Source organism: Nocardia higoensis NBRC 100133 (assembly GCF_000308595.1).
Taxonomy (GTDB): domain Bacteria; phylum Actinomycetota; class Actinomycetes; order Mycobacteriales; family Mycobacteriaceae; genus Nocardia; species Nocardia higoensis.
The window spans coordinates 1-23,518 of the sequence record NZ_BAGA01000093.1 but is presented as its reverse complement, the minus strand read 5'-3'; the positions used below and the strand labels follow the sequence as shown (position 1 = coordinate 23,518).

At 70.5% G+C, this 23,518-nt stretch carries 22 protein-coding genes; all 22 read left to right on the top strand.

Features of this window, described 5'->3' with window-relative positions; genetic code table 11:
- Positions 1 to 87: 87 nt before the first annotated feature.
- Positions 88 to 2,388, top strand: coding sequence for a SulP family inorganic anion transporter (locus ON26_RS17170; RefSeq protein ID WP_083884149.1), 2,301 nt, complete (start codon positions 88 to 90; stop codon positions 2,386 to 2,388).
- 179 nt (positions 2,389 to 2,567) lie between these two features.
- Positions 2,568 to 2,966 (top strand): TIGR02611 family protein, encoded by a 399-nt coding sequence (locus ON26_RS17165; protein WP_040797201.1) that lies wholly within the window; start codon positions 2,568 to 2,570, stop codon positions 2,964 to 2,966.
- Positions 2,963 to 3,601, top strand: a complete 639-nt coding sequence (locus ON26_RS17160; protein WP_040797184.1) for a (2Fe-2S)-binding protein — start codon at positions 2,963 to 2,965, stop codon at positions 3,599 to 3,601. Before ON26_RS17165 ends, ON26_RS17160 begins: the two co-directional genes overlap by 4 nt.
- A 265-nt stretch (positions 3,602 to 3,866) precedes the next feature.
- On the top strand, positions 3,867 to 5,927 hold the full coding sequence (thrS, locus tag ON26_RS17155; protein WP_040797200.1) for a threonine--tRNA ligase: 2,061 nt from the start codon (positions 3,867 to 3,869) through the stop codon (positions 5,925 to 5,927).
- Entirely contained in the window at positions 5,928 to 6,548 is a 621-nt protein-coding gene (locus tag ON26_RS17150; protein WP_051027175.1) for an ATP adenylyltransferase, read from the top strand.
- Positions 6,549 to 7,220, top strand: coding sequence for a phosphatidylinositol phosphate synthase (gene pgsA, locus ON26_RS17145; protein ID WP_040797183.1), 672 nt, complete (start codon positions 6,549 to 6,551; stop codon positions 7,218 to 7,220).
- Positions 7,221 to 7,287: 67 nt separating this feature from the next.
- Complete coding sequence (locus tag ON26_RS17140) at positions 7,288 to 8,265, top strand: phosphatidylinositol mannoside acyltransferase (protein ID WP_040797182.1); 978 nt, start codon at positions 7,288 to 7,290, stop codon at positions 8,263 to 8,265.
- Positions 8,262 to 9,386 (top strand): glycosyltransferase family 4 protein, encoded by a 1,125-nt coding sequence (locus ON26_RS17135; protein WP_040797181.1) that lies wholly within the window; start codon positions 8,262 to 8,264, stop codon positions 9,384 to 9,386. The genes ON26_RS17140 and ON26_RS17135 overlap by 4 nt, the downstream gene beginning before the upstream one ends.
- Entirely contained in the window at positions 9,386 to 10,429 is a 1,044-nt protein-coding gene (locus tag ON26_RS17130; RefSeq protein WP_040797198.1) for an NUDIX hydrolase, read from the top strand. The genes ON26_RS17135 and ON26_RS17130 overlap by 1 nt, the downstream gene beginning before the upstream one ends.
- A 377-nt stretch (positions 10,430 to 10,806) precedes the next feature.
- Positions 10,807 to 11,727 (top strand): pyridoxal 5'-phosphate synthase lyase subunit PdxS, encoded by a 921-nt coding sequence (pdxS, locus tag ON26_RS17125; RefSeq protein WP_040797180.1) that lies wholly within the window; start codon positions 10,807 to 10,809, stop codon positions 11,725 to 11,727.
- Positions 11,728 to 11,819: 92 nt separating this feature from the next.
- Complete coding sequence (locus tag ON26_RS17120) at positions 11,820 to 12,638, top strand: acyl-CoA thioesterase (RefSeq protein WP_040797179.1); 819 nt, start codon at positions 11,820 to 11,822, stop codon at positions 12,636 to 12,638.
- 104 nt (positions 12,639 to 12,742) lie between these two features.
- Positions 12,743 to 13,417, top strand: coding sequence for a pyridoxal 5'-phosphate synthase glutaminase subunit PdxT (pdxT, locus tag ON26_RS17115; protein ID WP_051027174.1), 675 nt, complete (start codon positions 12,743 to 12,745; stop codon positions 13,415 to 13,417).
- A gap of 213 nt (positions 13,418 to 13,630) precedes the next feature.
- Positions 13,631 to 14,383: a YebC/PmpR family DNA-binding transcriptional regulator gene (locus ON26_RS17110; RefSeq protein ID WP_040797178.1), complete on the top strand. Its 753-nt coding sequence runs from the start codon at positions 13,631 to 13,633 to the stop codon at positions 14,381 to 14,383.
- Between the two features lie 437 nt (positions 14,384 to 14,820).
- Positions 14,821 to 15,357, top strand: coding sequence for an MSMEG_0572/Sll0783 family nitrogen starvation response protein (locus tag ON26_RS17105; RefSeq protein ID WP_040797177.1), 537 nt, complete (start codon positions 14,821 to 14,823; stop codon positions 15,355 to 15,357).
- 11 nt (positions 15,358 to 15,368) lie between these two features.
- On the top strand, positions 15,369 to 16,427 hold the full coding sequence (locus ON26_RS17100) for an MSMEG_0568 family radical SAM protein (protein ID WP_040797176.1): 1,059 nt from the start codon (positions 15,369 to 15,371) through the stop codon (positions 16,425 to 16,427).
- Position 16,428: 1 nt separating this feature from the next.
- A complete protein-coding gene (locus ON26_RS17095; RefSeq protein WP_245545890.1) occupies positions 16,429 to 18,084 on the top strand; it encodes an MSMEG_0567/sll0787 family protein in 1,656 nt (551 codons plus the stop codon).
- Positions 18,081 to 18,986 (top strand): carbon-nitrogen hydrolase family protein, encoded by a 906-nt coding sequence (locus ON26_RS17090; protein ID WP_040797175.1) that lies wholly within the window; start codon positions 18,081 to 18,083, stop codon positions 18,984 to 18,986. The genes ON26_RS17095 and ON26_RS17090 overlap by 4 nt, the downstream gene beginning before the upstream one ends.
- A 47-nt stretch (positions 18,987 to 19,033) precedes the next feature.
- The gene (locus ON26_RS17085; protein ID WP_245545889.1) at positions 19,034 to 20,308 is read left to right on the top strand and encodes an MSMEG_0569 family flavin-dependent oxidoreductase; all 1,275 of its coding nucleotides are present in this window, start codon (positions 19,034 to 19,036) and stop codon (positions 20,306 to 20,308) included.
- A gap of 27 nt (positions 20,309 to 20,335) precedes the next feature.
- On the top strand, positions 20,336 to 21,187 hold the full coding sequence (locus ON26_RS17080; protein WP_040797174.1) for a carbon-nitrogen hydrolase family protein: 852 nt from the start codon (positions 20,336 to 20,338) through the stop codon (positions 21,185 to 21,187).
- Positions 21,187 to 22,326, top strand: coding sequence for an MSMEG_0565 family glycosyltransferase (locus ON26_RS17075; protein WP_051027173.1), 1,140 nt, complete (start codon positions 21,187 to 21,189; stop codon positions 22,324 to 22,326). Before ON26_RS17080 ends, ON26_RS17075 begins: the two co-directional genes overlap by 1 nt.
- 173 nt (positions 22,327 to 22,499) lie before the next feature.
- On the top strand, positions 22,500 to 23,009 hold the full coding sequence (locus tag ON26_RS17070; protein WP_040797173.1) for an O-acetyl-ADP-ribose deacetylase: 510 nt from the start codon (positions 22,500 to 22,502) through the stop codon (positions 23,007 to 23,009).
- Between the two features lie 121 nt (positions 23,010 to 23,130).
- A partial coding sequence (locus tag ON26_RS31685; protein WP_051027172.1) for a hypothetical protein occupies positions 23,131 to 23,518 on the top strand: 388 nt, incomplete at its 3' end.

Genomic DNA, 23,518 nt, shown 5'->3' with positions numbered 1-23,518 from the left:
GCCGAAATGCCCTGTAGGACACATCGAATCGTCTGCCGCCGCGTCTTCCGGGTCGGTCCGGGAACGGGGCGGCGAAGGAGCTGACCCATGTCTGTCGCCAGCGAGCACGCACCCCCCACTGCCCCCGGCCCGGAGTATCGCAGCGGATATTGGAAATCCGTTCTGCGGCACGATCTTCCGGCCTCGATTGTGGTATTCCTGGTCGCCCTGCCGCTGTCGCTCGGCATCGCGATGGCCTCCGGCGCGCCGGTCGCGGCGGGACTCATCGCCGCGGTGGTGGGCGGCATGGTGGTCGGCTGCCTCGGCGGTTCGGTCCTGCAGGTGAGCGGCCCGGCGGCCGGGCTGACCGTCGTGGTGGCCGAGTCCATCGCCCAGTTCGGCTGGCGCACAACCTGTTTCATTGTGGTCGCGGCGGGCGTGCTGCAGATCCTGTTCGGGCTGAGCCGGGTCGCCCGCGCCGCACTGGCGGTGGCGCCGGTGGTGGTGCACGCCATGCTGGCGGGCATCGGCGTGACGATCGCGCTGCAGCAGGTCCATGTGCTCCTCGGCGGTGATTCGCGCAGCTCCGCGTGGGGCAACCTGACCGCGCTGCCGGGGCAGGTGCTGTCGATGAACGTCGGCGCGGCCCTGGTCGGCGGCCTGGTCGTCGCGGTGATGCTGGGCTGGCGGTACCTGCCCGCCCGGGTGCGGGCGGTGCCGGGACCGCTGGTCGCGGTCGTCGCGGCGACGGTGGTGTCACTGCTCGCGCCGGTGCAGGTGGAGCGAATCGTGTTGAGCAGCTCGTTGTTCGACGCCATCGCCCTGCCCGGCATCCCCTCCGGCGGCTGGGGCGCGGTGGCGCTCATGGTGCTGACGATCGCGCTGATCGCCAGCGTGGAGAGCCTGCTCTCGGCGGTCGCGGTGGATCGGATGCACATCGGCCCGCGCACGAATTTCGATCGCGAACTGATCGGGCAGGGATCGGCGAATGTGCTCTCCGGTCTGCTCGGCGGCCTCCCGGTGACCGGGGTGATCGTGCGCAGTGCGACCAATGCGCAGGCGGGCGCGCGCAGCCGGGCCTCGGCGGTGCTGCACGGGGTGTGGCTGCTGGTGTTCTCGGTGGCGCTGGTGTCGGTGGTGGAGCAGATCCCGACCGCGGCGCTGGCCGGACTGCTCGTCGTCATCGGGATCCAGCTGGTCAAGATCTCCCACATCAAGCTCGCCCGCCGCACCGGCGACCTGCTCGTCTACCTGGTGACCATCGGCGGCGTGGTGCTGCTGAACCTGCTCGAAGGCGTGATCCTCGGCCTGCTGCTGGCCTTCGCGCTGCTGCTGTGGCGGGTGGTGCGGGTCGCCATCGTGGCCGAGCCGATCCCGCAGTCACAGCGCTGGCGAGTGCGCGTGGACGGCTCCTGCACGTTCCTGGCCCTGCCCAGGCTGTTCGGGGAACTGGCGAAGGTGCCCGCCGACGCCGACGTGACCGTCGAGCTGACCGTCGATTTCCTCGACCACGCCGCGGTCGAGGCACTGCAGGACTGGGTGCGCAGGCAGGAGGACAGCGGCGGCAGTGTGGAATTCGTGGAGATCGGCAGCGTGCGGATGTCCGACGCCGTGACCGGCCCGCCCGCCCGCGGCTTCGGCAGGTCGGTGTGGGACGAGGTGCTCGGGCCGTGGCGGCGAGCGGAGGCGCCGCATCACGATCCGGTGACCGCGGGCGTCGCGGCATACCACCGCAGTCACGCCCACATGGTCCGCCCGCATCTGGACGACCTCGTGCACCGGCAGGATCCGGACTCGTTCTTCCTCACCTGCTCCGATTCCAGGATCGTGCCCAATGTGATCACCAACAGCGGACCGGGCGACCTGTTCACCGTCCGCAATGTCGGCAACCTGGTGCCCGCGTGCGGGGACGCCTCGGTGGACGCGGCGCTGGTCTTCGCCCTCGAGGAACTGAGCGTGCGCTGCGTGGTGGTGTGCGGGCATTCCAGCTGTGGGGCGATGACGGCCCTGCACTCCGGCGGCGACACCGACCCGGGCATCGCGCCGTGGCTGGTGCACGCCCAGCCCAGCCTGCGGCGCTTCCTGGCCGGGCACCCGGTCGCCGCGGCCGCGCGCGCCGCGGGCTTCGGCGAGATCGACCAGCTGAGCATGGTGAACGTGGCGGTGCAGGTGGAGACGCTGCACCGGCATCCGGCGGTGCGGCGGGCGGCCGCCGAACGCGGCGTCACCGTCTCGGGACTGTTCTTCGACATCGCCACCGCGCGGGTCCTCGAAGTGACCGCCGAGGGCATCGCCCCGATCGGTGAGGCCGGTGCGTCTCCGGTGCCGGGCGCAGGCGCGCGGCTGCTCGGCCCGGATCACGCGGGCCCGGCGGGCGAGCGCGGCGCGGGCCTGCCGGAGTTGGTGTGAATCTCTAGGCTGGCAAGGTGAGCAGCGAGCTGGATTCGACAGGCGGATCGAACCCGCCGACCACCACGTCCGAAGCGCCGGACCGGTCGTCCGCATCCGCGGACGGCACGGACGGCCGCGGCGGCGCCACCGCCGTGCGTGACCGACCCGCCACGTGGCGGAGGAGAACCTCGACGGCGCTGCGACATCGCCTGCGCGCCTTCCGCGCTCGGGTGGCCGCCCGGCCTACCCTGAACCTCGCCTACCGGATCGGAATCGGCGTCGTCGGCACGGTCGTCCTCGCCATCGGCATTCTCGCGATTCCGTATCCCGGACCGGGCTGGGCGATGGTTTTCGCCGGCCTGGGCATTCTCGCCAGTGAATTCGCCTGGGCGCATCGCGTACTGGGCTGGGTGCGAGTCCGGTACCGGAAGGTGATGGCGTGGTACTCCGCGCGCGGCCTCGGCATCCGGGTGCTCGGTGCGGTCCTCACGGCCGCGGTGGTCGTGGCCACGCTATGGGTTCTCAACACGTTCGGATGGTTCGCCGGCTGGATCGGAGTCGATTGGGAATGGTTACGCAGTCCGCTACAGCGATGAGCACCGCGCCCGCGATCGCGCTGACCCGCCCCGCCTGGGTGCGGGACCGGATCGCGGAGATGGGCGCCTCCTGGGGCACCGCCGCACCCCGCGTCGCGGGCACGCTCTGGTGGTGCATGGTCGCCTCCGCGCTCGTCGAGCAGATCGTCGCGGCGCGTGCGGCGGGCCGTCCGGCACCACCGGCCGGGCTCGAGGCGCTGGACTGCGAGATGCGTCCCGACGGCGGGGTCGAGCGGATGCTCGCGCACCCGGAACGGGACGTCCGGATGTCGGTGGGCGGGGACGCCGACCTGGTCGCCGCGCTGTCGCTGCGCGAGACCCTCACCCGGGTGATCCCGGTGGTGGCGCAGGTATCGGGCGCGGGCATGCCCGCGCTGTGGGCGGTCGTCGCCGACGCGATCGGCAACCGGGCGATCGACGTGGGCGCTCCGCAGGTCGCGACCGGACTGGCCGAACAGGTCGGCGGCAAGCTGCCCCGGCCGCGCTTCGTCGAGGCCGGCGGGCGCACGTTCGTCCGCCGGATCTCCTGCTGCCTGGTCTTCGAGGTGCCCGGCGCCGCCATGTGCACCAGCTGCCCCAAACGTTCCTCGGACGAGCGCGCCGCCCTCCTGGCGAGCTACGCCGCCGGGCGCTGACCCCTGTCGTTTCCGCCCGGTCGCGGCGGCGTCCGCCGCTGTCGCGAGCGCGCACGTTCGGGCTGCCACCTGTGCTCGCCCCACCCGGAGCGCGGGCATTGCGGTGGCGCCGCGTCAGCGTCGCCCCGAATTCGCCCGCGAGCGCCGGTCCATCGACACGCGGGCGCGTGGGTGCCGATAGCATGGTCGCGCCGGAGCGCATACGCCGCCGGCGATGCCGCGCGGGAACCCGCCCGCCCCTGAAGATGCCAAGGAGAGCGCCGTCGTGACGACCTCAGCCCCGCTCAGCCCGTCCACCCTCGTCCGGGTGCCGGCCGGGACTACGGCGGGCGCCGCGGTGCGGGAAGCGGGCCTGCCGACGAAAGGTCCGGACACCGTGGTGGTGGTCCGCGACGCCGAGGGAGCCCTCAAGGACCTGTCCTGGGCCCCGGAGGTCGACACCGAGGTCGAGGCCGTGGCCGCGTCCACGGAGGCCGGGCGCAGCGTGATCCGTCACTCGGCCGCGCACGTGCTCGCCCAAGCGGTCCAGCAGGAGTTCCCCGAGGCCAAGCTGGGCATCGGCCCGCCGATCAAGGACGGCTTCTACTACGACTTCCAGGTCGAGCGGCCCTTCACCCCGGAGGATCTGGTCAAGCTGGAATCCCGGATGAAGAAGATCATCAAGGGCGCGCAGCGGTTCTCGCGCCGGGTGGTCGAGATCGACGAGGCCAGGACCGAACTGGCGAGCGAGCCGTTCAAGCTGGAGCTGATCAGCGACAAGTCCGGCATCGACGACCCCGAGGTCATGGAGGTCGGCGGCAAAGAGCTGACCATCTACGACAACCTCGACCCGCGCACGGGCGAGAAGGTCTGGGGCGATCTGTGCCGCGGCCCGCACATCCCCACCACCAAGTTCATCCCCGCTTTCAAGCTGACCCGCAGCTCGGCGGCCTACTGGCGCGGTGACCAGAACCGCGAGGACCTGCAGCGGGTCTACGGCACCGCCTGGGAGTCGCCGGAGGCGCTCGAGGAGCACCTGCACGTGCTGGCCGAGGCCGAGCGCCGCGACCACCGCAAGCTCGGCCTGGAGCTGGACCTGTTCAGCTTCCCCGACGAGCTCGGCTCGGGCCTGCCGGTGTTCCACCCCAAGGGCGGCATCATCCGCAAGGAGCTCGAGGAGTACTCGCGCAGGCGGCACGTCGCGGCGGGCTACGAGTTCGTCAACACCCCGCACATCACCAAGGGCCATCTGTTCGAGGTCTCCGGCCACCTGGACTGGTACCGCGACGGCATGTTCCCGGCCATGCACCTGGACGCCGAGTACAACGACGACGGCACCGTGCGCAAGCCCGGCCAGGACTACTACGTCAAGCCGATGAACTGCCCGATGCACAACCTGATCTTCCGTTCGCGCGGACGCTCCTACCGCGAGCTGCCGCTGCGGATGTTCGAGTTCGGCTCGGTGTACCGGTACGAGAAGTCCGGTGTGGTGCACGGCCTGACCCGGGTGCGCGGCATGACCCAGGACGACGCGCACATCTACTGCACCAAGGAGCAGATGCACCAGGAGCTGACGAACACGCTGCAGTTCGTGCTCGGTCTGCTCGCCGACTACGGCCTCGACGATTTCTACCTGGAGCTGTCCACCAAGGACCCGAAGAAGTTCGTCGGCTCCGACGAGATCTGGGAGGAGGCCACCGAGACCCTGTCCAAGGTCGCGCACGCCTCCGGTCTCGAGCTGGTGCCCGATCCGGGCGGCGCCGCCTTCTACGGCCCGAAGATCTCCGTGCAGGCCAAGGATGCGCTCGGTCGCACCTGGCAGATGTCGACCATCCAGCTCGATTTCAACCTGCCCGAGCGGTTCGACCTGGAGTACACCGCTTCCGACGGCACCAAGCAGCGGCCGGTGATGATCCACCGCGCGCTGTTCGGCTCGATCGAGCGGTTCTTCGGCGTGCTCACCGAGCACTACGCGGGCGCCTTCCCGGCCTGGCTCTCGCCGGTGCAGGTGGTGGGCATCCCGGTCGCGGAGACCTTCGCCGAGCACCTGGACCAGGTGATCGAGGCGCTGACCGATCAGGGCGTGCGCGCGCAGGTGGATCGCAGCGACGACCGGATGCAGAAGAAGATCTTCAACAACACCGCGCAGAAGGTCCCGTTCATGCTGCTGGCAGGCGCGCGCGATGTCGAAGCGGGTGCGGTGAGCTTCCGCTTCCGCGACGGCACTCAGGTCAACGGTGTTCCGGTCGCCGATGCCGTGGCCACCGTGGTGGCGTGGATCGCCAACCGCGAGAACGCCTCTCCGACGGCGGAGGGTTTCGCGATCGTGTCGGCGGGGGAGAGCTAGATGAGTTTCGAAGACAGCCCGGCCGCGGGCGGCGACACCGCCGCCGGTGGCGACAGCACCGCCAACGGCGACAGCGCCGAGCGCGGTGACATCGTCGACATCGGCGTGGGCGAACCCGATCGGCTGCAACGGATCTGGACGCCCTACCGGATGTCCTACATCACCGAGACCCCGGCCTCGCGCCGGGGCAGCACCGGTCACCCGTTCACCGACATCCCCACGATGACCGACGAGGACGGACTGATCGTCGCGCGCGGCGAGACGGTCTACGCGGTGCTCAACCTCTACCCGTACAACCCGGGCCACCTGATGGTGGTGCCCTATCGCCGGGTCGCCGACCTCGAGGAACTCACCGAGGCCGAGAGCGCCGAGTTGATGGCGTTCACCCAGCGGGCGATCCGGGTGATGAAGAGTGTGTCGCGGCCGGTCGGCTTCAACGTCGGCCTCAACCTCGGCGGGGTGGCGGGCGGCTCGCTGGCCGACCACCTGCACCAGCACATCGTCCCGCGCTGGGGTGGCGACGCGAATTTCATCACCGTGATCGGCGGGGTGAAGATGATGCCGCAACTGCTGGGCGAGACCAGGAACCTACTCGCGCAGGCGTGGAAGGAAATGGAGTAGGTGCTCAGCTTCTTCGGCCGTGAGACCTTCGCCAAGGCGACCGCACCGCTCGGCCGGGCGCTCGTCGGCACCGGTCTCACCCCCGACGCTGTCACACTGATCGGCACCGTCGCCTCGATCACCGCCGCGGTGACGCTGTTCCCGACAGGTCACCTGTTCTGGGGCACCATGCTCATCTGGCTGTTCGTCATGTTCGACATGCTCGACGGCGCGATGGCACGGGCGCGCGGCGGCGGCACGAAGTACGGCGCGGTGCTCGACGCCACCTGCGACCGGATCGCCGACGGCGCGATCTTCGGCGGCCTGGCCTGGTGGGCGGTCTACCACGAGCACAACAGGTGGCTGTTCGCCGCGACGCTGGTGGTGCTGGTGACCTCGCAGGTCATCTCCTATGCCAAGGCCCGCGCCGAGGCCAGCGGCCTGTCCGCCGACGGCGGCTTGATCGAGCGCCCGGACCGCCTCGTCCTCGTGCTCGTCGGCGCCGGCCTGACCGGCATCGCCGGGCACTGGGGCATCGAGTGGCTGACCTGGGCCGTGCACGTGGCCATGTGGGCACTGGCGGTGCTGAGCATCGTCACGGTCTTCCAGCGTGTGCTCGCGGTGCGCAATTCGCCCGGCGCGCGCGAGATCATCCCGCCCACGGCGAAGGCCGCCTCGGGGGACTCGCGATGAGCGCTGCGCGGCCGCGCCGGCCGGGCGACGGTGCGACGGCCGCCGGGATGTCGGGCAGGGTCACGGCGTGAACCTCGGTGAGCGGCTGAGCGATGCGGGTTACGCCACGGGTTGGCGATTGGTACGGGCACTACCCGAACGCACGGCCCGTCGCGCGTTCGACCGGGGCGGCGAGTGGGCCGCGCGCGACGGCGGCCCGGCACAGTTGCGGCGCAATCTGGCCCGGGTACTCGGCGTCACCCCGGAGGACGTCCCCGACGAGTTGATCCGCGCGAGCCTGCGCTCCTACGCGCGCTATTGGCGCGAGGCGTTCCGGTTGCCTGCCATGGACCACGCCGCGCTCGGTCGTTCGCCGCTGCTGCCGGTGGACGGCGTGCAGAATGTGGATGCCGGGCTCGACCGCGGGCGCGGAATCGTGTTCGTGCTGCCGCATTCGGGCAACTGGGACATGGCCGGTGTGTGGCTGGTGCAGAACTACGGCGGCCTGACGACCGTCATGGAGCGCTTGAAGCCGGAGTCGCTGTTCGAGCGTTTCGTCGCCTACCGCGAGAGCCTCGGCTTCGAGGTGTTCGCGCTGACCGGCGGCGAGCAGCCACCGTTCGCGACCCTCGCGCAGCGGCTGCGCGAGAACAAGGTCGTGTGCCTGTTGGGCGAGCGGGATCTCACCGGACGCGGCGTGCCGGTCGATTTCTTCGGCGAGCGCACCTGGATGCCCGCCGGGGCGGCCAAGCTGGCCATCGAGACCGGCGCGGCGCTGATGCCGGTGCACTGCTGGTTCACCGTCGACGAGAACGGCGTCGAGGGTTGGGGCGTTCGCGCCGATCCGCCGCTGGACGTCTCCGGCGGCGTCGCGGCGGCCACCCAGGCGCTGGCGGATCGGTTCGCCGTCGGAATCGCCGAACACCCGGCAGACTGGCACATGCTGCAGCCGTTGTGGGAGAGCGACCTGTCGCCGGAGCGGCGAGCCAGGATCGCCGAGTCGCAGGCCCGCCTCGCCGGGCGCGGTGGCCGAGCAGGACACGGGCGAAGAGACGAGACAGCATGAAGATCGGGATGGTCTGCCCGTATTCGTTCGACGTTCCCGGTGGTGTGCAGGCGCACGTGGTCGAACTGGCACGGGTGTTCATCGAACGCGGCCATCAGGTGAGTGTGCTCGCCCCCGCCTCGGAGGAGACGGCGCTGCCGGATTTCGTGGTCTCGGCAGGTCGCGCGGTCGCCATTCCCTACAACGGGTCGGTGGCGCGGTTGTCCTTCGGGCCGATGGCCTACAGCCGGATCCGCCGCTGGATCGAAGCCAACGACTTCGACGTGCTGCACATCCACGAGCCGAACGCGCCGAGTCTGTCGATGCTGGCGTTGAAGATCGCCGAGGGCCCGATCGTGGCGACCTTTCACACCTCGACCACCCGGTCGCTGGTGCTGAGCACGTTCCAGGGTGTGCTGCGGCCCTATCACGAGAAGATCAGCGGGCGCATCGCCGTCTCGGAGCTGGCCAGGCGCTGGCAAGTGGAGGCGCTGGGCTCCGACGCCGTGGAGATTCCCAACGGCGTGGACGTGCCCGCCTTCACGCGGGCCCCGCTGCTGGAGGGCTATCCGCGCGCGGGCGGCACCGTGCTGTTCCTCGGCCGCTACGACGAGCCGCGCAAGGGCATGCAGGTGCTGCTCGAGGCGCTGCCGGAGCTGGTGCGCAGGCATCCGGAGATCGAGATCCTGGTCGTCGGCCGCGGTGACGAACAGCGTCTGCGCCGTGAGGCCGGGCCGAACGCGGGCAGGCTGCGCTTCCTCGGCCAGGTCTCCGACGAGGAGAAGGCCTCCGCGATGCGCAGCGCCGATGTCTACGTCGCGCCGAATCTGGGCGGGGAGAGCTTCGGCATCATCCTGATCGAGGCGATGGCCGCGGGCACCCCGGTGGTCGCCAGTGAACTCGACGCCTTCCGCCGGGTGCTTCGCGACGGGGCCGCGGGCCTGCTGGTGCCGATCGGCGACGCGGACCGGCTGGCCGAAGCCATCGACATCCTGCTGACCGACGCCGGTCAGCGGGAGGCATTGGTACGCAAGGCGAATCAGGTCGTGGCCGAATACGATTGGCCCGTGGTGGCCGAACAGATCCTGCGCGTCTACGAGACCGTGACGGTCGGCGACGCGCGAGTGCGGGCCGCCGGATGATCACCTTCTCCGCGACGACGGTCCTCGTCCTCGCACTGCTCGCCGCCATCGTCGTCGCCATCGGCGTCTGGGCGTACTCGACCGCCAACCGGCTGGACCGGCTGCACGTGCGCTCCGATCAGTCCTGGCAGGCGCTGGACGCGGCACTGGCCCGTCGCGCCGTGGTGGCCAGAGCGGTGGCGATGGCGATGGCCGGCCCGGTCTCCGACCCGGCCCTGGTCGAGCAGGCCAAACGGCTTGCCACGCTGGCGGATCGGGCCGAACGGGTCGATCGCGCGGACCGGGAGGTGCTGGAGAACCAGCTCTCGACCGCGCTGTCCGCGATCGACATCGGGCTGCTGCGCCCGCAACTGGTCGCGGAGCTCGCCGACGCCGAGGCGAGGGTGCTCATCGCCCGCCGTTTCCACAACGATGCCGTGCGCGACACCTTGGCGCTGCGCACCCGCCGTCCGGTGCGCTTACTGCACCTGGGCGGCACCGCGCCGCTGCCGACCTATTTCGAGATCACCGAACGGGTCACCCCGGCGGCATCGACCGGGCTCACGGTCGACACCGTCCGCACCTCCGCGCGGGTGGTGCTGCTCGACGAACGCGACCGCATCCTGCTCATGCGCGGCAACGACCCGAAGACTCCGGAATCGCCGTTCTGGTTCACCATCGGCGGCGGCGTCGAGCCGGGGGAGAGCCTGCGCGCGGCCGCGGTGCGCGAACTGTGGGAGGAGACCGGCTACACCGCCGACCCGGACGCGCTGCGCGGCCCGATCTGGCGGCGGGTGGCGGTGTTCCCGTTCGACGGCGAGCTGATCCGCGCCGAGGAACTGTTCTTCGCGCTGCGGGTACCCGCCTACGAGCCGAAGCCGGGCGATCTCACCTCGCTCGAGAAGCGCTGCGTCACCGGTCACCGCTGGTGCGCGCCCGCCGACATCGTGGCGCTGGAGGCGTCCGGCGAGCCGGTCTATCCCTTCGATCTCGACGGGCTGATCGCCGAGGCGGCCGAAGTCGCTTCCGGCACTTCCGATCCCGTGGTTCGCTCGATCCGCTGACCGTACCCGCGCGGGTGTGATCCGGTTCACGATCGTGCTAATTTCGGACTGGTTCGCGGGCCCTCGGGTAGCCCGTTCCCAGGGCCGCGCATCCGCGCGGGACCAACCCGCGACGAAGCCGCGACGTTCGGTGTCCCGGCTGATGTGGAGGTGGCTTTACCCATGTCGTACCTGCTCTACGACTTCCTGTTGCCGATCCTCGGCCCGTCGATCGCCGAATACTGGGCGCACCTGCTGGTCGTCGGCCCACTCTGATCGAGCCCCGGATCGGACGTGGCCTGCGCCACCAGGCCAGTCGTGCTCGACTGGCTATCAAGTGGCATGCACTGCGCGCCTAGAATTGGTTCGTTTCCTATCGAGCGACCCGATTGGCGCACATGACTCAGGAGAATGCCGTGACCACGTCCGATACCACCCAAACCATCGGCACCGCCCGCGTGAAGCGCGGTATGGCCGAGATGCTCAAGGGTGGGGTGATCATGGATGTCGTCACCGCCGAGCAAGCCAAGATCGCCGAGGATGCCGGCGCGGTCGCCGTCATGGCGCTCGAGCGCGTGCCCGCCGACATCCGCGCCCAGGGCGGCGTGTCCCGGATGAGCGATCCGGACATGATCGACGGCATCATCGACGCCGTCTCCATCCCGGTCATGGCCAAGGCCCGCATCGGCCACTTCGTCGAGGCGCAGATCCTGCAGAGCCTCGGCGTCGACTACATCGACGAGTCCGAGGTGCTGACCCCGGCCGACTACAGCAACCACATCGACAAGTGGCAGTTCACCGTGCCGTTCGTCTGTGGCGCGACCAACCTGGGCGAGGCGCTGCGCCGTATCACCGAGGGCGCGGCCATGATCCGCTCCAAGGGGGAGGCGGGCACCGGTGACGTCTCCAACGCCACCACTCACATGCGCAAGATCCGCCAGGAGATCCGCAGGCTCTCCTCGCTGCCCGCCGACGAGCTGTTCGTGGCCGCCAAGGAGCTGCAGGCGCCCTACGAGCTGGTCCGCGAGGTCGCCGAGACCGGCAAGCTGCCGGTCGTGCTGTTCACCGCCGGCGGTATCGCCACCCCGGCCGACGCCGCGATGATGATGCAACTCGGCGCCGAAGGCGTGTTCGTCGGCTCGGGCATCTTCAAGTCCGGCAACCCGGCCCAGCGCGCCGAGGCGATCGTCAAGGCCACCACTTTCTACGACGATCCCGATGTGCTGGCCAAGGTCTCGCGCGGCCTGGGCGAGGCGATGGTCGGCATCAACGTCGAGGAGATCCCGCAGCCGCACCGGCTCGCCGAACGCGGCTGGTGAGCCGTCGGCCGGACCGGCCCGGCCGACGATGGACCCGGACAGCCCGTGCGGCCCCGCACGGGCTGTTCTGTGTCTCGGGATAGTCTCAGCCCATGGCGACCATCGAAGAAGCGCTGGAGATCGAGCGCATCGAGCGCGACATCTTCCGTGGCGCGTCGACCAAGACCCAGCTGCAGCGTACATTCGGCGGCCAAGTCGCCGGTCAGGCGCTCGTCTCCGCGGTGCGCACGGTGGAACCGCGCTATCAGGTGCATTCGCTGCACGGCTATTTCCTGCGCCCCGGCAACCCGCAGCAACCCACCGTTTACCAGGTCGAGCGCATCAGGGACGGGCGTTCGTTCTGCACCCGGCGGGTCACCGGCATCCAGGACGGTCAGGCGATCTTCACCATGTCGGCCTCCTTCCACATCGGCGACGAAGGCCCCGAACACCAGGACGAGATGCCCACGGTGGCCTCGCCGGAGGAACTGCGCGACACGCAGGAGACCATGAGCCCGGAACGGCTGTGGGCGCTGCGCGAATGGGAGCACTGGGACATCAGGATGGTCCCGCAGGAGTCGCTGGTGCGCCGCGAGGGCGTGGCCGCCCAGCAGCAGGTGTGGTTCCGCTACCGGCAGCCGCTGCCCGACGACCCGCTGTTCCATGTCTGCACGCTGGCCTATATGAGCGATATGACGCTGCTGGGCTCGTCGAAGGTGACCCACCCCGACGAGCCCACGCAGAACGCCTCGCTCGACCACGCCATGTGGTTCCTGCGCCCGTTCCGCGCCGACGACTGGCTGCTCTACGACCAGTCCTCGCCCTCGGCCGGTTTCGGCCGTGGCCTGACGTCCGGACGCATTTTCAACAGCAAAGGCGAGCTGGTCGCCTCGGTGGTGCAGGAAGGCCTGATCCGCACCCTGCGGGACTGACGCCGGACACCGCATGCCCGACCGGGCGCGGCAGGCTCGATTCCGGTCGTCGCGCAGCGCGGGCGTGAGCGGGCCCACACCGGGCCCGCTCGTAAGCTGGGCCGGTGACCCAGACCCCGGTTTCCGCCACCGTCACCGACGCCGAGGCGTCGCAGGCCCGCCCGACCATCGGCGTGCTGGCCCTGCAGGGCGACGTGCGTGAGCATCTCGCGGCGTTGGACAGTTGCGGTGCCGATGCCGTGCTGGTGCGCCGGGTGAGCGAACTCGACGCCGTGGACGGGCTGATCCTGCCGGGCGGGGAATCCACCGCGATCAGCAAGCTGCTGCAGGTCTTCGAACTGCTGGAACCGGTGCGGGCACGGCTGCGCGCGGGCATGCCCGCCTTCGGCTCGTGCGCCGGGATGATCCTGCTGGCCTCCGAGGTGCTCGACACCCGCCCCGACGCCCAGCATCTGTCCGGCATCGATATGACGGTGCGGCGCAACGCTTTCGGCCGCCAGGTCGATTCCTTCGAGACCGACCTGGACTTCGGCGGGCTCGACGACGGGCCGGTGCGCGCGGTGTTCATCCGGGCGCCCTGGGTCGAGCGCGCGGGTGCGGATGTGCAGGTGCTGGCCACCGTGCCGGAGGGGCCCGGTGCGGGCCGCATCGTGGCAGTCCGGCAGGGCAATGTGCTGGCGACCTCGTTCCACCCCGAAGTCACCGGCGACCTGCGGGTGCACCGGATGTTCGTCGACATCGTGCGTGCGGCGCGCACCGCCGCCGCCCGGCAGGACTGACCCGCGGCGGTCCACCCAGGCCGGCTTTCGCGCCCGGATCGCCGGGATATCTGGGGGTGGCCCGACGGGGCACCCCCGCGGTTCCATTACGCTGTGAAAGCTGTCTGCTCGCCTCGGCGCGCTCGGGTCCCTGTGTGACCGTCGTGTCCACGGCGGGAACGAACACAGGCGGCACCAGAGACCGATGTGCAACCGACCCGAAGGAAGTAGGGAATGAGCGGCCACTCCAAATGGGCCACCACCAAGCACAAGAAGGCCGCGATCGACGCCAAGCGGGGCAAGCTCTTCGCGAAGCTGATCAAGAACATCGAGGTGGCGGCCCGCACGGGTGGCGGTGATCCCGACGGCAACCCGACGCTCTACGACGCCATCCAGAAGGCCAAGAAGTCGTCGGTGCCCAACGACAACATCGAGCGCGCCCGTAAGCGCGGCGGCGGCGAAGAAGCCGGTGGCGCCGACTGGCAGACCATCATGTACGAGGGCTACGGCCCCAACGGCGTCGCGGTGCTCATCGAATGTCTGACCGACAACCGCAATCGCGCGGCCGGTGAGGTGCGCGTGGCCATGACCCGCAACGGCGGCAACATGGCCGATCCGGGTTCGGTCGCCTACCTGTTCCACCGCAAGGGCGTCGTCACGCTGGAGAAGAACGGCCTGTCCGAGGACGACGTGCTCATGGCCGTGCTCGACGCGGGCGCCGAGGAGGTCAACGACCTCGGCGATTCCTTCGAGATCATCAGCGAGCCCGGCGATCTGATCGCGGTGCGCACCGCCCTGCAGTCCGCGGGCATCGACTACGACTCGGCCGAGTCCGGTTTCCAGCCCTCGGTCAGCGTTCCGGTCGACGCCGACGGCGCGCGCAAGGTTTTCAAGCTGGTCGACGCGCTCGAGGACAGCGACGACGTGCAGAACGTCTACACGAATGTGGACATCTCCGACGAGGTGCTGGCACAGCTCGACGACTGAGCCGTCCGACGGTTCGGATCGACGGAATTCCCGCCGAGGCGGGTCATGAGCCGAAAGGTTCGTGACCCGCCTCGTGTCGTATCCGCGCCCGCCGATGCGCCAGTGCGGTCGTTTCCCCGGCGTGACGTCCGGGTGCGCGAAAGTGACTTCCGGTGTTAACCGGGTCCGCCGAATCGCCGGACTTCGATTACGGCGCGGCTAACAGCATCGTCGCCGCCTGCGCGCGATCGACCGGACAGGCTCTCGAAAACCCTTGCTGTACAGCACTTATGCGCTGTTCGCGGGTTGCTCCCGTTTCGTAACCCGGGCAATGCCGAGTTATTCCGGATGCGACCATTCGGAAACACCCGGGGCGTGAACTCGGTGATGTCGCCGCGAGCGAACGCGGCAGGCAGACATCGCAGGCCAGGATTCACGACCCGTAGGAAGAAGAGCGCATGTCCACGAGCACCCCCGACATCGACCAGCAGATCGCCGAAAACATCGCGAAGTCCCTCGCCGAGATCCCGCATCCGGCACTGCCCAAGGGCAGCAATATCTACGGCTCCACCAAGATCTTCCCCGACTATCAGGCGGAGGCGGGCGAAACCTATTTCACCCTGGTGCACGGCATCGCCCACGAGTCCTCGGTCAGCTTCGTCGCCATCCTGCAGGCCACCCGCGCCCTGCGCAAAGGCTTCGAGTCGGCGATCTACTTCTACGGCCCCGGTGCCATCAACTGTGTTGCCACCCGCGGCTTCCCGACCACCGGCGACAGCGGCTTCCCCGGCGAGCAGAACATCAACGAGGCGCTGGCCACCTTCATCAAGGAGGGCGGCACCGTGTTCGCCTGCCGCTTCGGCCTCGCGCTGCACGGCGCGCGGGAAGAGGACCTGATCGAGGGTGTCGTGCCTGCGCACCCCCTCGACGTCCAGGACGCGCTGATCCACTACGCGCGCAAGGGCGCCATCATCAACTCCACCTACCAGCTGTAGGTGATGGGGTCATGGCCGAGATCTCCACCCGGGTGGACCTCGCTCTGCTGGGCATCCGCGTCGACGTCCCGCTGCGGCGTCGCTCCGGAGCCGGGCCGAGCGACGACGGGCACGTACGGATCGACGGCGCCAATGTCGCCGTCCCCATCCGCACCGACAGCCCGTACTCGCTGCTCGACGGCAGGCTGCTGCTCGACGGCGTCGATCTGGACGTGCCCGTCGAGCCGGTGCGCAGGCCCAAGTTCTACGACCTCGCCACCGATGACGGCGTCTCGTACGAGAAGATCGCCCGTCTGCACGGCGGCGACGTGCTGGCCACCACCGTCGTGCAGACCTGCATCCGCTATGCCGAGGATCAGCGCTGCCGCTTCTGCTCCATCGAGGCCTCCCTGGCGGCGGGCAGCACGATCGCGGTGAAGCGCCCCGAACAGCTGGCCGAGGTCGCCGCGGCCGCGGTGCGCCTGGACGGGGTGAAGCAGATGGTCATGACCACCGGCACCTCGGCCGCCAAGGATCGCGGCGCGCGGCACCTCGCGCGCTGCGTCCGCGCGGTCAAGAAGGCGGTGCCCGATCTGCCCATCCAGGTTCAGTGCGAACCGCCGGGCGAACTGTCGGTCATCACCGACCTGTACGAGGCGGGCGCCGACTCCATCGGCATCCACGTCGAATCGCTCGACGACCGGGTCCGCGCCCGGTGGATGCCCGGCAAGTCGACCGTCCCGCTGGCGGAGTACCGCACCGCCTGGGCCGAGGCGGTCCGGGTCTTCGGCCGCAACCAGGTCTCCACCTACCTGCTGGTCGGCCTGGGCGAGGACCCCGACGAATTGGTCGCGGGCGCAGAAGAACTCATCGACATGGGCGTCTACCCCTTCGTCGTCCCCTTCCGGCCGCTGGCGGGCACTCTCGCCGTCGATGTCGACGGGGCGAGCGCTCCGTCGCCCGCGCTTCTCGCGGACGTGACCGAGCGGGTCGCCGGCGCCCTGCGCCGGGCGTCGATGTTCGGCGCCGATCAGAACGCGGGTTGTGCGGCGTGTGGCGCCTGCGGCGTGCTGCAAGCGGCGGGAGGCTGAGATGAGCCGAATGCGCGAATGCGTGCCCGGCCCAGCCGGGACCACGACCGGGGCGCCCGAGGCGGTGGCCGCAGTTTCGCCGCCGACCGAGTCCGGGCTGGTCGTCGCAGTAGGCGCCGGAGCAGTGACCGATGCGGCGTCGGAAACCGTGCCGACGCCGACGCCGATGACCGCGACGCCCGCGGTGACGGCGGCGACCGCGGACACCCTCGCCGGGGCGGTGCCGACGACCGGTTGGTCCGGCTACGCGGGGTCCGCCGCGGACTCGACCTGGCGGTGCGTGCTCGCCGGAACCCGGCAGCACGAGGATCCGGGCTTCCTCATCCGACCCGCCGACGGCAGGCAGCTCGCCGGCTACCGCGCGCTGCGCCGGGAGATCTTCGTCCGGGAGCAAGGCCTGTTCGCGGGTAGCGACGCCGACGACATCGACGATGATCCCCGCTGCCGGGTCCTGGTGGCGCTGGCGCCGGACGGCGCCCTGCTCGGCGGCGTCCGGTTGGCGCCCGCGACCGCGGAGGACATCGGCTGGTGGACCGGCAGCAGGCTGGTGGTCGATCCGCGCAGCCGCACCAAGGGGCTGGGCCCCGCGCTGATCCGCGCCGCCTGCGCGCTCGCGGAGGACCAGCAGGTGCTGCGCTTCGAGGCCACGGTCCAGGCGCGCTACGAGCCGATGTTCGCCGGGCTGGGCTGGATCCGGCTGGGCGACAGACAGATCGCCGGCGCGCCGCACGTGTGGATGCGATGGCCCATCGACCGGATCGAGCGCCAGGCCCACGCGGCGAAAGCGATGCTGGCCCGAGCGCTCGCACCCCTGCGGACGCAACCGATGGGGTTGGGCGGCAGGGGTTTCCGTGGCGATGACGGCGCGCCGGTCCCCGGCACCGACCTCATCGCCGCCTGTGACGCCATCCTGCCGTCCATGGTCGAACGCGATCCGGAATGGGCGGGCTGGTGTTCGGTGCTGGTCAACCTCAACGACCTGTCGGCCATGGGCGCGCAGCCGGTGGGCCTGCTCGATGCGGTCGGCGCCCCGAACCATTCGGTCCTCACCAGGGTGTTGCGTGGGCTCGCCCGCGCCGCCGAGGCATGGCAGGTGCCGGTGCTCGGCGGGCACACCCAGCTCGGCGTGCCCGCCGCCCTGTCGGTCACCGCGCTGGGCCGCACGGGCAGTCCCGTGCGCGGCGGCGGCGGCACGGTCGGCGACGAGATCCGGCTGACCGCCGATCTGGGCGGCGGCTGGCGGCCCGGATACACCGGACGGCAATGGGATTCGTCGTCCCGGCGCACCGGCGAGGAACTGCGCGAGCTCGGCCGCTTCGTCGCGAGGACCGCGCCCGCGGCGGCCAAGGACGTCTCCATGGCCGGATTCGCCGGCACCGCGGGCATGCTCGCCGAAGCCGCGGGCGTCGGCGCGGAACTCGACATCGCCCGCATCCCGCGCCCGGCGGGAGCCTCGGTCGCCGAATGGCTCACCTGTTTCCCGGGTTTCGCGATGATCACCGCCGACCGCCCCGGCGCGGTGATCGCGACCACCGGCCCCGCCGAGTCCGCCGTGTGCGGAGTCCTGACCTCGGCACCGGGCGTGCGACTGCGCTGGCCCGACGGGACGACAACGACAGCGGTGCACGGCACCGTCACCGGATTGGGAGAATCATGACCACCATCTCGGTCGCCGCCGCCGAATTCGGCCGCGACATTGAGCAGTGTTACCGGACCATCGGCGCCCTGATCGAGCAGGCGCGCGAGCGGGGCAGCGATCTGCTCGTCCTGCCCGAAGCCTGCCTCGGCGGCTACCTGCCCAGCCTCGGTGGCGGCTCGGAGGACGACGAGGCCAGGCAACGCAGGCTGCGCAATCTGCCGCCCGCCCTCGCACTCGACGGCCCCGAACTGCGCCGCGTCGCGGGCATGGCGGGCGATCTGATCGTCACTCTCGGTTTCTGCGAGGCCGACGGCGACACCCGCTACAACGCCGCGGTCACCCTGACCGGCGACGGCATCCTCGGCTCCTACCGCAAGGTGCACCAACCCCTCGGCGAGAACCTCTGCTACGAAGCCGGTTCGGAATACAAGGCGTTCGACACGCCGATCGGCCGGATGGGCATGCAGATCTGCTACGACAAGGCCTTCCCCGAGGCCGCGCGCAGCCTGGCGCTCGACGGCGCCGAGATCATCACCTCGCTGTCGGCCTGGCCCACCGCTCGCACCCGGGCCGCCGAGCGGCTCGAGGACGACCGCTGGAAGCAGCGCTTCGACATCTACGATCGCGCCCGGGCGCTGGAGAACCAGCTGATCTGGGTGGCCTCCAACCAGGCAGGCCGATTCGGTTCGCTGCGCTTCGTGTGCAGCGCGAAGATCGTCGGCCCCGGCGGGGAGATCCTCGCCGACACCGGGGTGGAGCCGGGGCTGGCCACCGCGACCGTGGACATCGGTCACGAACTCGGCCTGGCCCGCGGCGGTGGCATGTACAACCTCGGCGACCGCAGGCCCGAGCTCTACCACAGCGTGGTCGACCGCTACGGCGTCGTCGGGCAGCCGGACGAACCCGCATTGGCGGGCTGAGCCGTGCCCGCGCCGACCACACCGACCATCGTCCAGGGAGCGAAGCCGTGACCGCACAACACCTCTCGTCCGCCGGGATCGAGCACCGCGACGTGGTGATCGTCGGCGCTGGGCAGGCAGGCCTGTCGATCAGCAGGCATCTGACCGACCGCGGCGTCGACCACCTGGTGCTCGAACGCGACACCATCGCCCACGAGTGGCGCGACAGCCGCTGGGACAACTTCACCCTCGTCACCCCGAACTGGCAGTGCGTGCTGCCCGGCTACCGCTACGACGGCCCGGACCCGGACGGGTTCATGAGCCGCGACCAGGTCTACCGCTGGGTGCGCGACTACGCGGACACCTTCGACGCGCCCGTCCGTGAGCACGTGACGGTGCAGTCGGTGACCCAGGCGCCCGGCGGCGGTTTCGACGTGGTGACCAGCGCCGGCCGCTGGCACGCCGGCCAGATCGTGGTGGCTGCCGGCGGCTACCACGAACCGATCGTGCCCCGGTTCGCCGAGAAGCTGCCCGCGGGCCTCACCCGGATCCACTCGGCGCACTATCGCAGCGCCGCGGAGCTGCCCGAAGGCGCGGTCCTGGTCGTCGGCACCGGGCAGTCCGGCGCCCAGATCGCCGAAGACCTGCACCTGGAAGGGCGCACCGTGCACCTGGCCGTCGGCAATGCCCCGCGCGTGGCTCGCTTCTATCGCGGCCGTGACTGCGTGGCCTGGCTGCACGACATGGGCCACTACGACATCCCCATCGAGGACCAGCCCGGCGGCCTGGGCAAGCGGGAGAACACCAACCACTACGTCACCGGCCGCGACGGCGGCCGCGATATCGACCTGCGCCGGTTCGCCCGCGAGGGCATGTCGCTCTACGGCCGCATGACCGATGTCACCGCCGACGGAATCGTCTCCTTCGCACCGACATTGGCCGCCTCGCTCGACGCCGCCGACGCGGTGGCCGAGAGCATCAAGGACAGCATCGACGCCTATATCGCCCGCGCGGGCATCGACGCGCCCGAGGAAGCGCGCTACGTGCCGGTGTGGCGCCCCGAACACGAGGTCACCGCGCTCGATCTCGCCGAGCACGGCATCACCTCGGTGGTGTGGTCGGTCGGCTACCGCACCGACTACCGGTGGCTGCGCGTCGGCGTCTTCGACGGCGAGGGCCATCCGTGCCACAACCGCGGCGTCACCGGCACGCCCGGCCTGTACTTCCTCGGCCTGCCCTGGCTGCACACCTGGGGATCGGGCCGGTTCGCCGCCATCGCCCGCGACGCGGAATTCCTCGCCGAGCAGATCGTGCCCGCCGTCCGGGAGACCGCGGCGGCCTAGCCGCGGCAGCCGCAGACAGGAGGCGCGATGCCCACGACCCGGATCGCGGCCCTGGCAGGGCATTTCGGGCCCGACATCGGCCGGGCGCTGGACAAGCTCGCCGGGATCGTCGAACGACTCATCGTGCAGGGCGTCGACCTGCTCGTCCTGCCCGATGCCACGCTCGGCGGCTATATCGGTGACCTGCGCAACCCCGACCCGTCCGCCGGGCCGGAGGCCATCGACCCGGACGGCCCGGAGATCCGGCTGCTGCGCCGGATGGCAGGCCCGATGACTCTGTGCGTCGGGTACGCCGAGCGCGACGGCGACCTGCGCTACAACTCGGCGGTCTGCCTGACCGGCGACGGCGTCCTCGGCCGCCATCGGAAGGTGCACCAGCCCGCCGGAGAACACCTCGCCTACGCCGCGGGCGACCGGTTCGACGCCTTCGACACCCCGGTCGGCCGGATGGGCATGCTCATCGACTACGACAAGACCTTCCCGGAATCCGCGCGCACCCTCGCCCTCGACGGCGCCCACCTCATCGCGGCGCTGTCGGCCTGGCCCGCCAGCATCACCGACCGGGCCTCGCGACTGCCCAACGACCGGCAGTCGCGCCTGTTCGACCTCTACGATCAGGCCCGCGCCGCCGAGAACCAGGTCGTGCTCGCCTCCTCGAACCAGACCGGGACCACCGGAAACCTGCGCTTCCTCGGCCAGGCCAAGGTGGTCGGCCCGGGCGGGGACATCCTGTCGCGCACCTGGTCCAAGGGCGGACTGGCCCAGGTGGACTTGGACATCGCCGCCGAGGTCGAGCGCGCCCGCCGGGTGCTGCGCCATGTGGCCGAACGCCGCGTCGACACCTACCGCAATCTGCTGGCCGACAAGGATTTCCGATGATGCGCATCGCCCTGCTGACCTACTCGACCAAACCGCGCGGCGGCGTCGTGCACACCCTCGCCCTCGCCGAAGCCCTGGTCCGCGCGGGCGCCGCGGTCACCGTGTGGACGCTCGGGCGGGGCGGCGACACCGGCTTCTTCCGCCCGGTCGACCCCGCCGTCACGGTGCGGATCGTGCACTTCCCCGAGGTCGCGGGAGAGGCCGTCGGAGCCCGTATCCTGCGTTCGGTCGAGGTGTTGCGAGCGGCCTTCGAGCCCGCCGACTACGACATCGTGCACGCCCAGGACTGCATCAGCGCCAATGCCGTCGGCCACTGCATTCGCACCATCCACCATCTCGACACCTTCACCACCCCGGCACTGGCCCGTTGCCACGAACGCGCCGTCGTCGACCCCTACGCCCGGATCTGTGTCTCGCGCACCGTGGCCGAGGAGGTGGAAGCAGGCTGGGGACTACGACCCACCGTGATCCCCAACGGCGTCGACTACGACCGCTTCGCCGCGGCCGCAGGCGAGGACCCCGACGCCGTCGCCGCCCGCGCCGGGTGGCAACGGCGGCTCGGCGGCTACATCCTGTCCGTCGGCGGCATCGAACCGCGTAAGGGCAGCATCTCCCTGCTCGAGGCCTACGCCGAACTGTCCCGCGAACACCCCGACCTCGCCCTGGTCTTCGCGGGCGGGGAGACGCTGTTCGACTACCGCGACTACCGCGCCGCCTTCGACGCCCGTGCCCGCGAACTCGGCATCGAGCCCCTGGTGCTCGGCACCGTCGACCATGCCGACCTGCCCGCCCTGATGGCCGGCGCCGCGGTCTTCCCGTTCCTGTCGACCAAGGAGGGCTTCGGCCTCGCCGCCATGGAGGCCCTGTCCGCAGGCATCCCCGTCGTGGTCCGTGACCTGCCCGTCTTCCGTGAAGTCTTCGGCGCCGCAGTCCGTTTCGCCGCCGAGCCCGCCGAGATGGCCGCCGCGATGGCGGCCTCCCTCACTCCCGATCCGGACCGAGCCCGCCGCGGCCGCGAACTCGCCGCGAGCTTCAGCTGGGACGCCGCGGCCGCCGCGCACCTCGACTTCTACCGCGCGCACGCCCTCGAGCGAGTCGTCCCTGGACCGTCCCGGCCGACGGTCTCACCCGGCGTATAGCCCCTGGATGTGGGTCGGGCCGCGAGCAGCGCAGGGGAGCGGGGACCGAGGTCCGGTCGTGTGCATGCCCCTGCGGCGACCGATCCGACAGCGGCCCGCTCGAGCGCCGCCCCACACCGACAGGCGGCGGAAAATTCCGGCACGCGGTCGGCACGGGGGGGAAGAATACGGGCATGGCCTCCCTCGAACTGGTTCGTGGCGACATCTCCCTGCAGGAGGTGGACGCGATCGTCAACGCCGCCAACTCCTCGCTGCTCGGCGGCGGCGGTGTGGACGGTGCCATCCATCGCCGGGGCGGACCGCGCATCCTCGCCGAGTGCAGGCAGTTGCGCGAGACTCGCTACCCGAACGGGCTGCCCGCCGGTCAGGCCGTCGCCACCAACGGCGGTGACCTCCCCGCCCGCTGGGTCGTCCACACCGTCGGTCCGGTCTACTCGGCTCGCGAAGACCGCTCCGACCGGCTGATCTCCTGCTACCGCGAATCCCTGCGCGTCGCCGACGAACTCGGCGCCCTCACCGTCGCCTTCCCGGCGATCTCCACCGGCTCCTACGGCTGGCCCATGGACGACGGCGCCCGCATCGCGATCGAGACGGTGCGCGCCGCCGAGACCGCCGTCGAGCATGTCCGCTTCGTCCTCTACGACGCCGCGGCCTACGACATCTTCGCCGCGCGCCTCCCCTGAGCCGCCTTGCGACATCGGCGAGCGTCCGGCTGCACGGTCTGCGCCGCTCGACCGGAACTGCCGGGTGCAGGGACGAGACAAAGGGTGGCAGCCCGGCGCCGAGCTGTGATGAAGTCGTCGTATGGCAGAAGAGGGAGACGCCCCGCGGTCCTACCCCGGCAAGCCCTGGATCGTGAACGGCCGGATCGTGACCAGCACGAGCGATCTCAGCGAGCGTGAGTTCTTCGCGATGTTCGCCGCGCGTCCCGGCCTGTTCGTTCCTGGGCCGACCATGTCCAATGTGGTGGGCTACTTGTACGGGTACGACCAGGCGGCGCATCGGTACGGACGGCCCGGACTGCAAGGGTGGCGGGAGTGGCTGACCGCGAACCACGGAGCTGCCCCCAACCTGGTCTGGTCCGCGCAGGTCATGCAAATCGCTTTCCCCGTCGAGCAATTCGGGCAATACATGCCGATGGGTGACCTCACGCCGGAGCAGCGATCGTGGGCCTTCACGGTCCTGTTCGAAC

Bases quoted from the DNA above. Each gene is read 5' to 3' on its own strand.
- ON26_RS17170 (WP_083884149.1), top strand. From the start codon at position 88: ATGTCTGTCGCCAGCGAGCACGCACCCCCCACTGCCCCCGGCCCGGAG.
- ON26_RS17160 (WP_040797184.1), top strand. From the start codon at position 2,963: ATGAGCACCGCGCCCGCGATCGCGCTGACCCGCCCCGCCTGGGTGCGG.
- ON26_RS17150 (WP_051027175.1), top strand. From the start codon at position 5,928: ATGAGTTTCGAAGACAGCCCGGCCGCGGGCGGCGACACCGCCGCCGGT.
- ON26_RS17135 (WP_040797181.1), top strand. From the start codon at position 8,262: ATGAAGATCGGGATGGTCTGCCCGTATTCGTTCGACGTTCCCGGTGGT.
- pdxS (WP_040797180.1), top strand. From the start codon at position 10,807: ATGACTCAGGAGAATGCCGTGACCACGTCCGATACCACCCAAACCATC.
- ON26_RS17120 (WP_040797179.1), top strand. From the start codon at position 11,820: ATGGCGACCATCGAAGAAGCGCTGGAGATCGAGCGCATCGAGCGCGAC.
- ON26_RS17110 (WP_040797178.1), top strand. From the start codon at position 13,631: ATGAGCGGCCACTCCAAATGGGCCACCACCAAGCACAAGAAGGCCGCG.
- ON26_RS17105 (WP_040797177.1), top strand. From the start codon at position 14,821: ATGTCCACGAGCACCCCCGACATCGACCAGCAGATCGCCGAAAACATC.
- ON26_RS17100 (WP_040797176.1), top strand. From the start codon at position 15,369: ATGGCCGAGATCTCCACCCGGGTGGACCTCGCTCTGCTGGGCATCCGC.
- ON26_RS17095 (WP_245545890.1), top strand. From the start codon at position 16,429: ATGAGCCGAATGCGCGAATGCGTGCCCGGCCCAGCCGGGACCACGACC.
- ON26_RS17090 (WP_040797175.1), top strand. From the start codon at position 18,081: ATGACCACCATCTCGGTCGCCGCCGCCGAATTCGGCCGCGACATTGAG.
- ON26_RS17080 (WP_040797174.1), top strand. From the start codon at position 20,336: ATGCCCACGACCCGGATCGCGGCCCTGGCAGGGCATTTCGGGCCCGAC.
- ON26_RS17075 (WP_051027173.1), top strand. From the start codon at position 21,187: ATGCGCATCGCCCTGCTGACCTACTCGACCAAACCGCGCGGCGGCGTC.
- ON26_RS17070 (WP_040797173.1), top strand. From the start codon at position 22,500: ATGGCCTCCCTCGAACTGGTTCGTGGCGACATCTCCCTGCAGGAGGTG.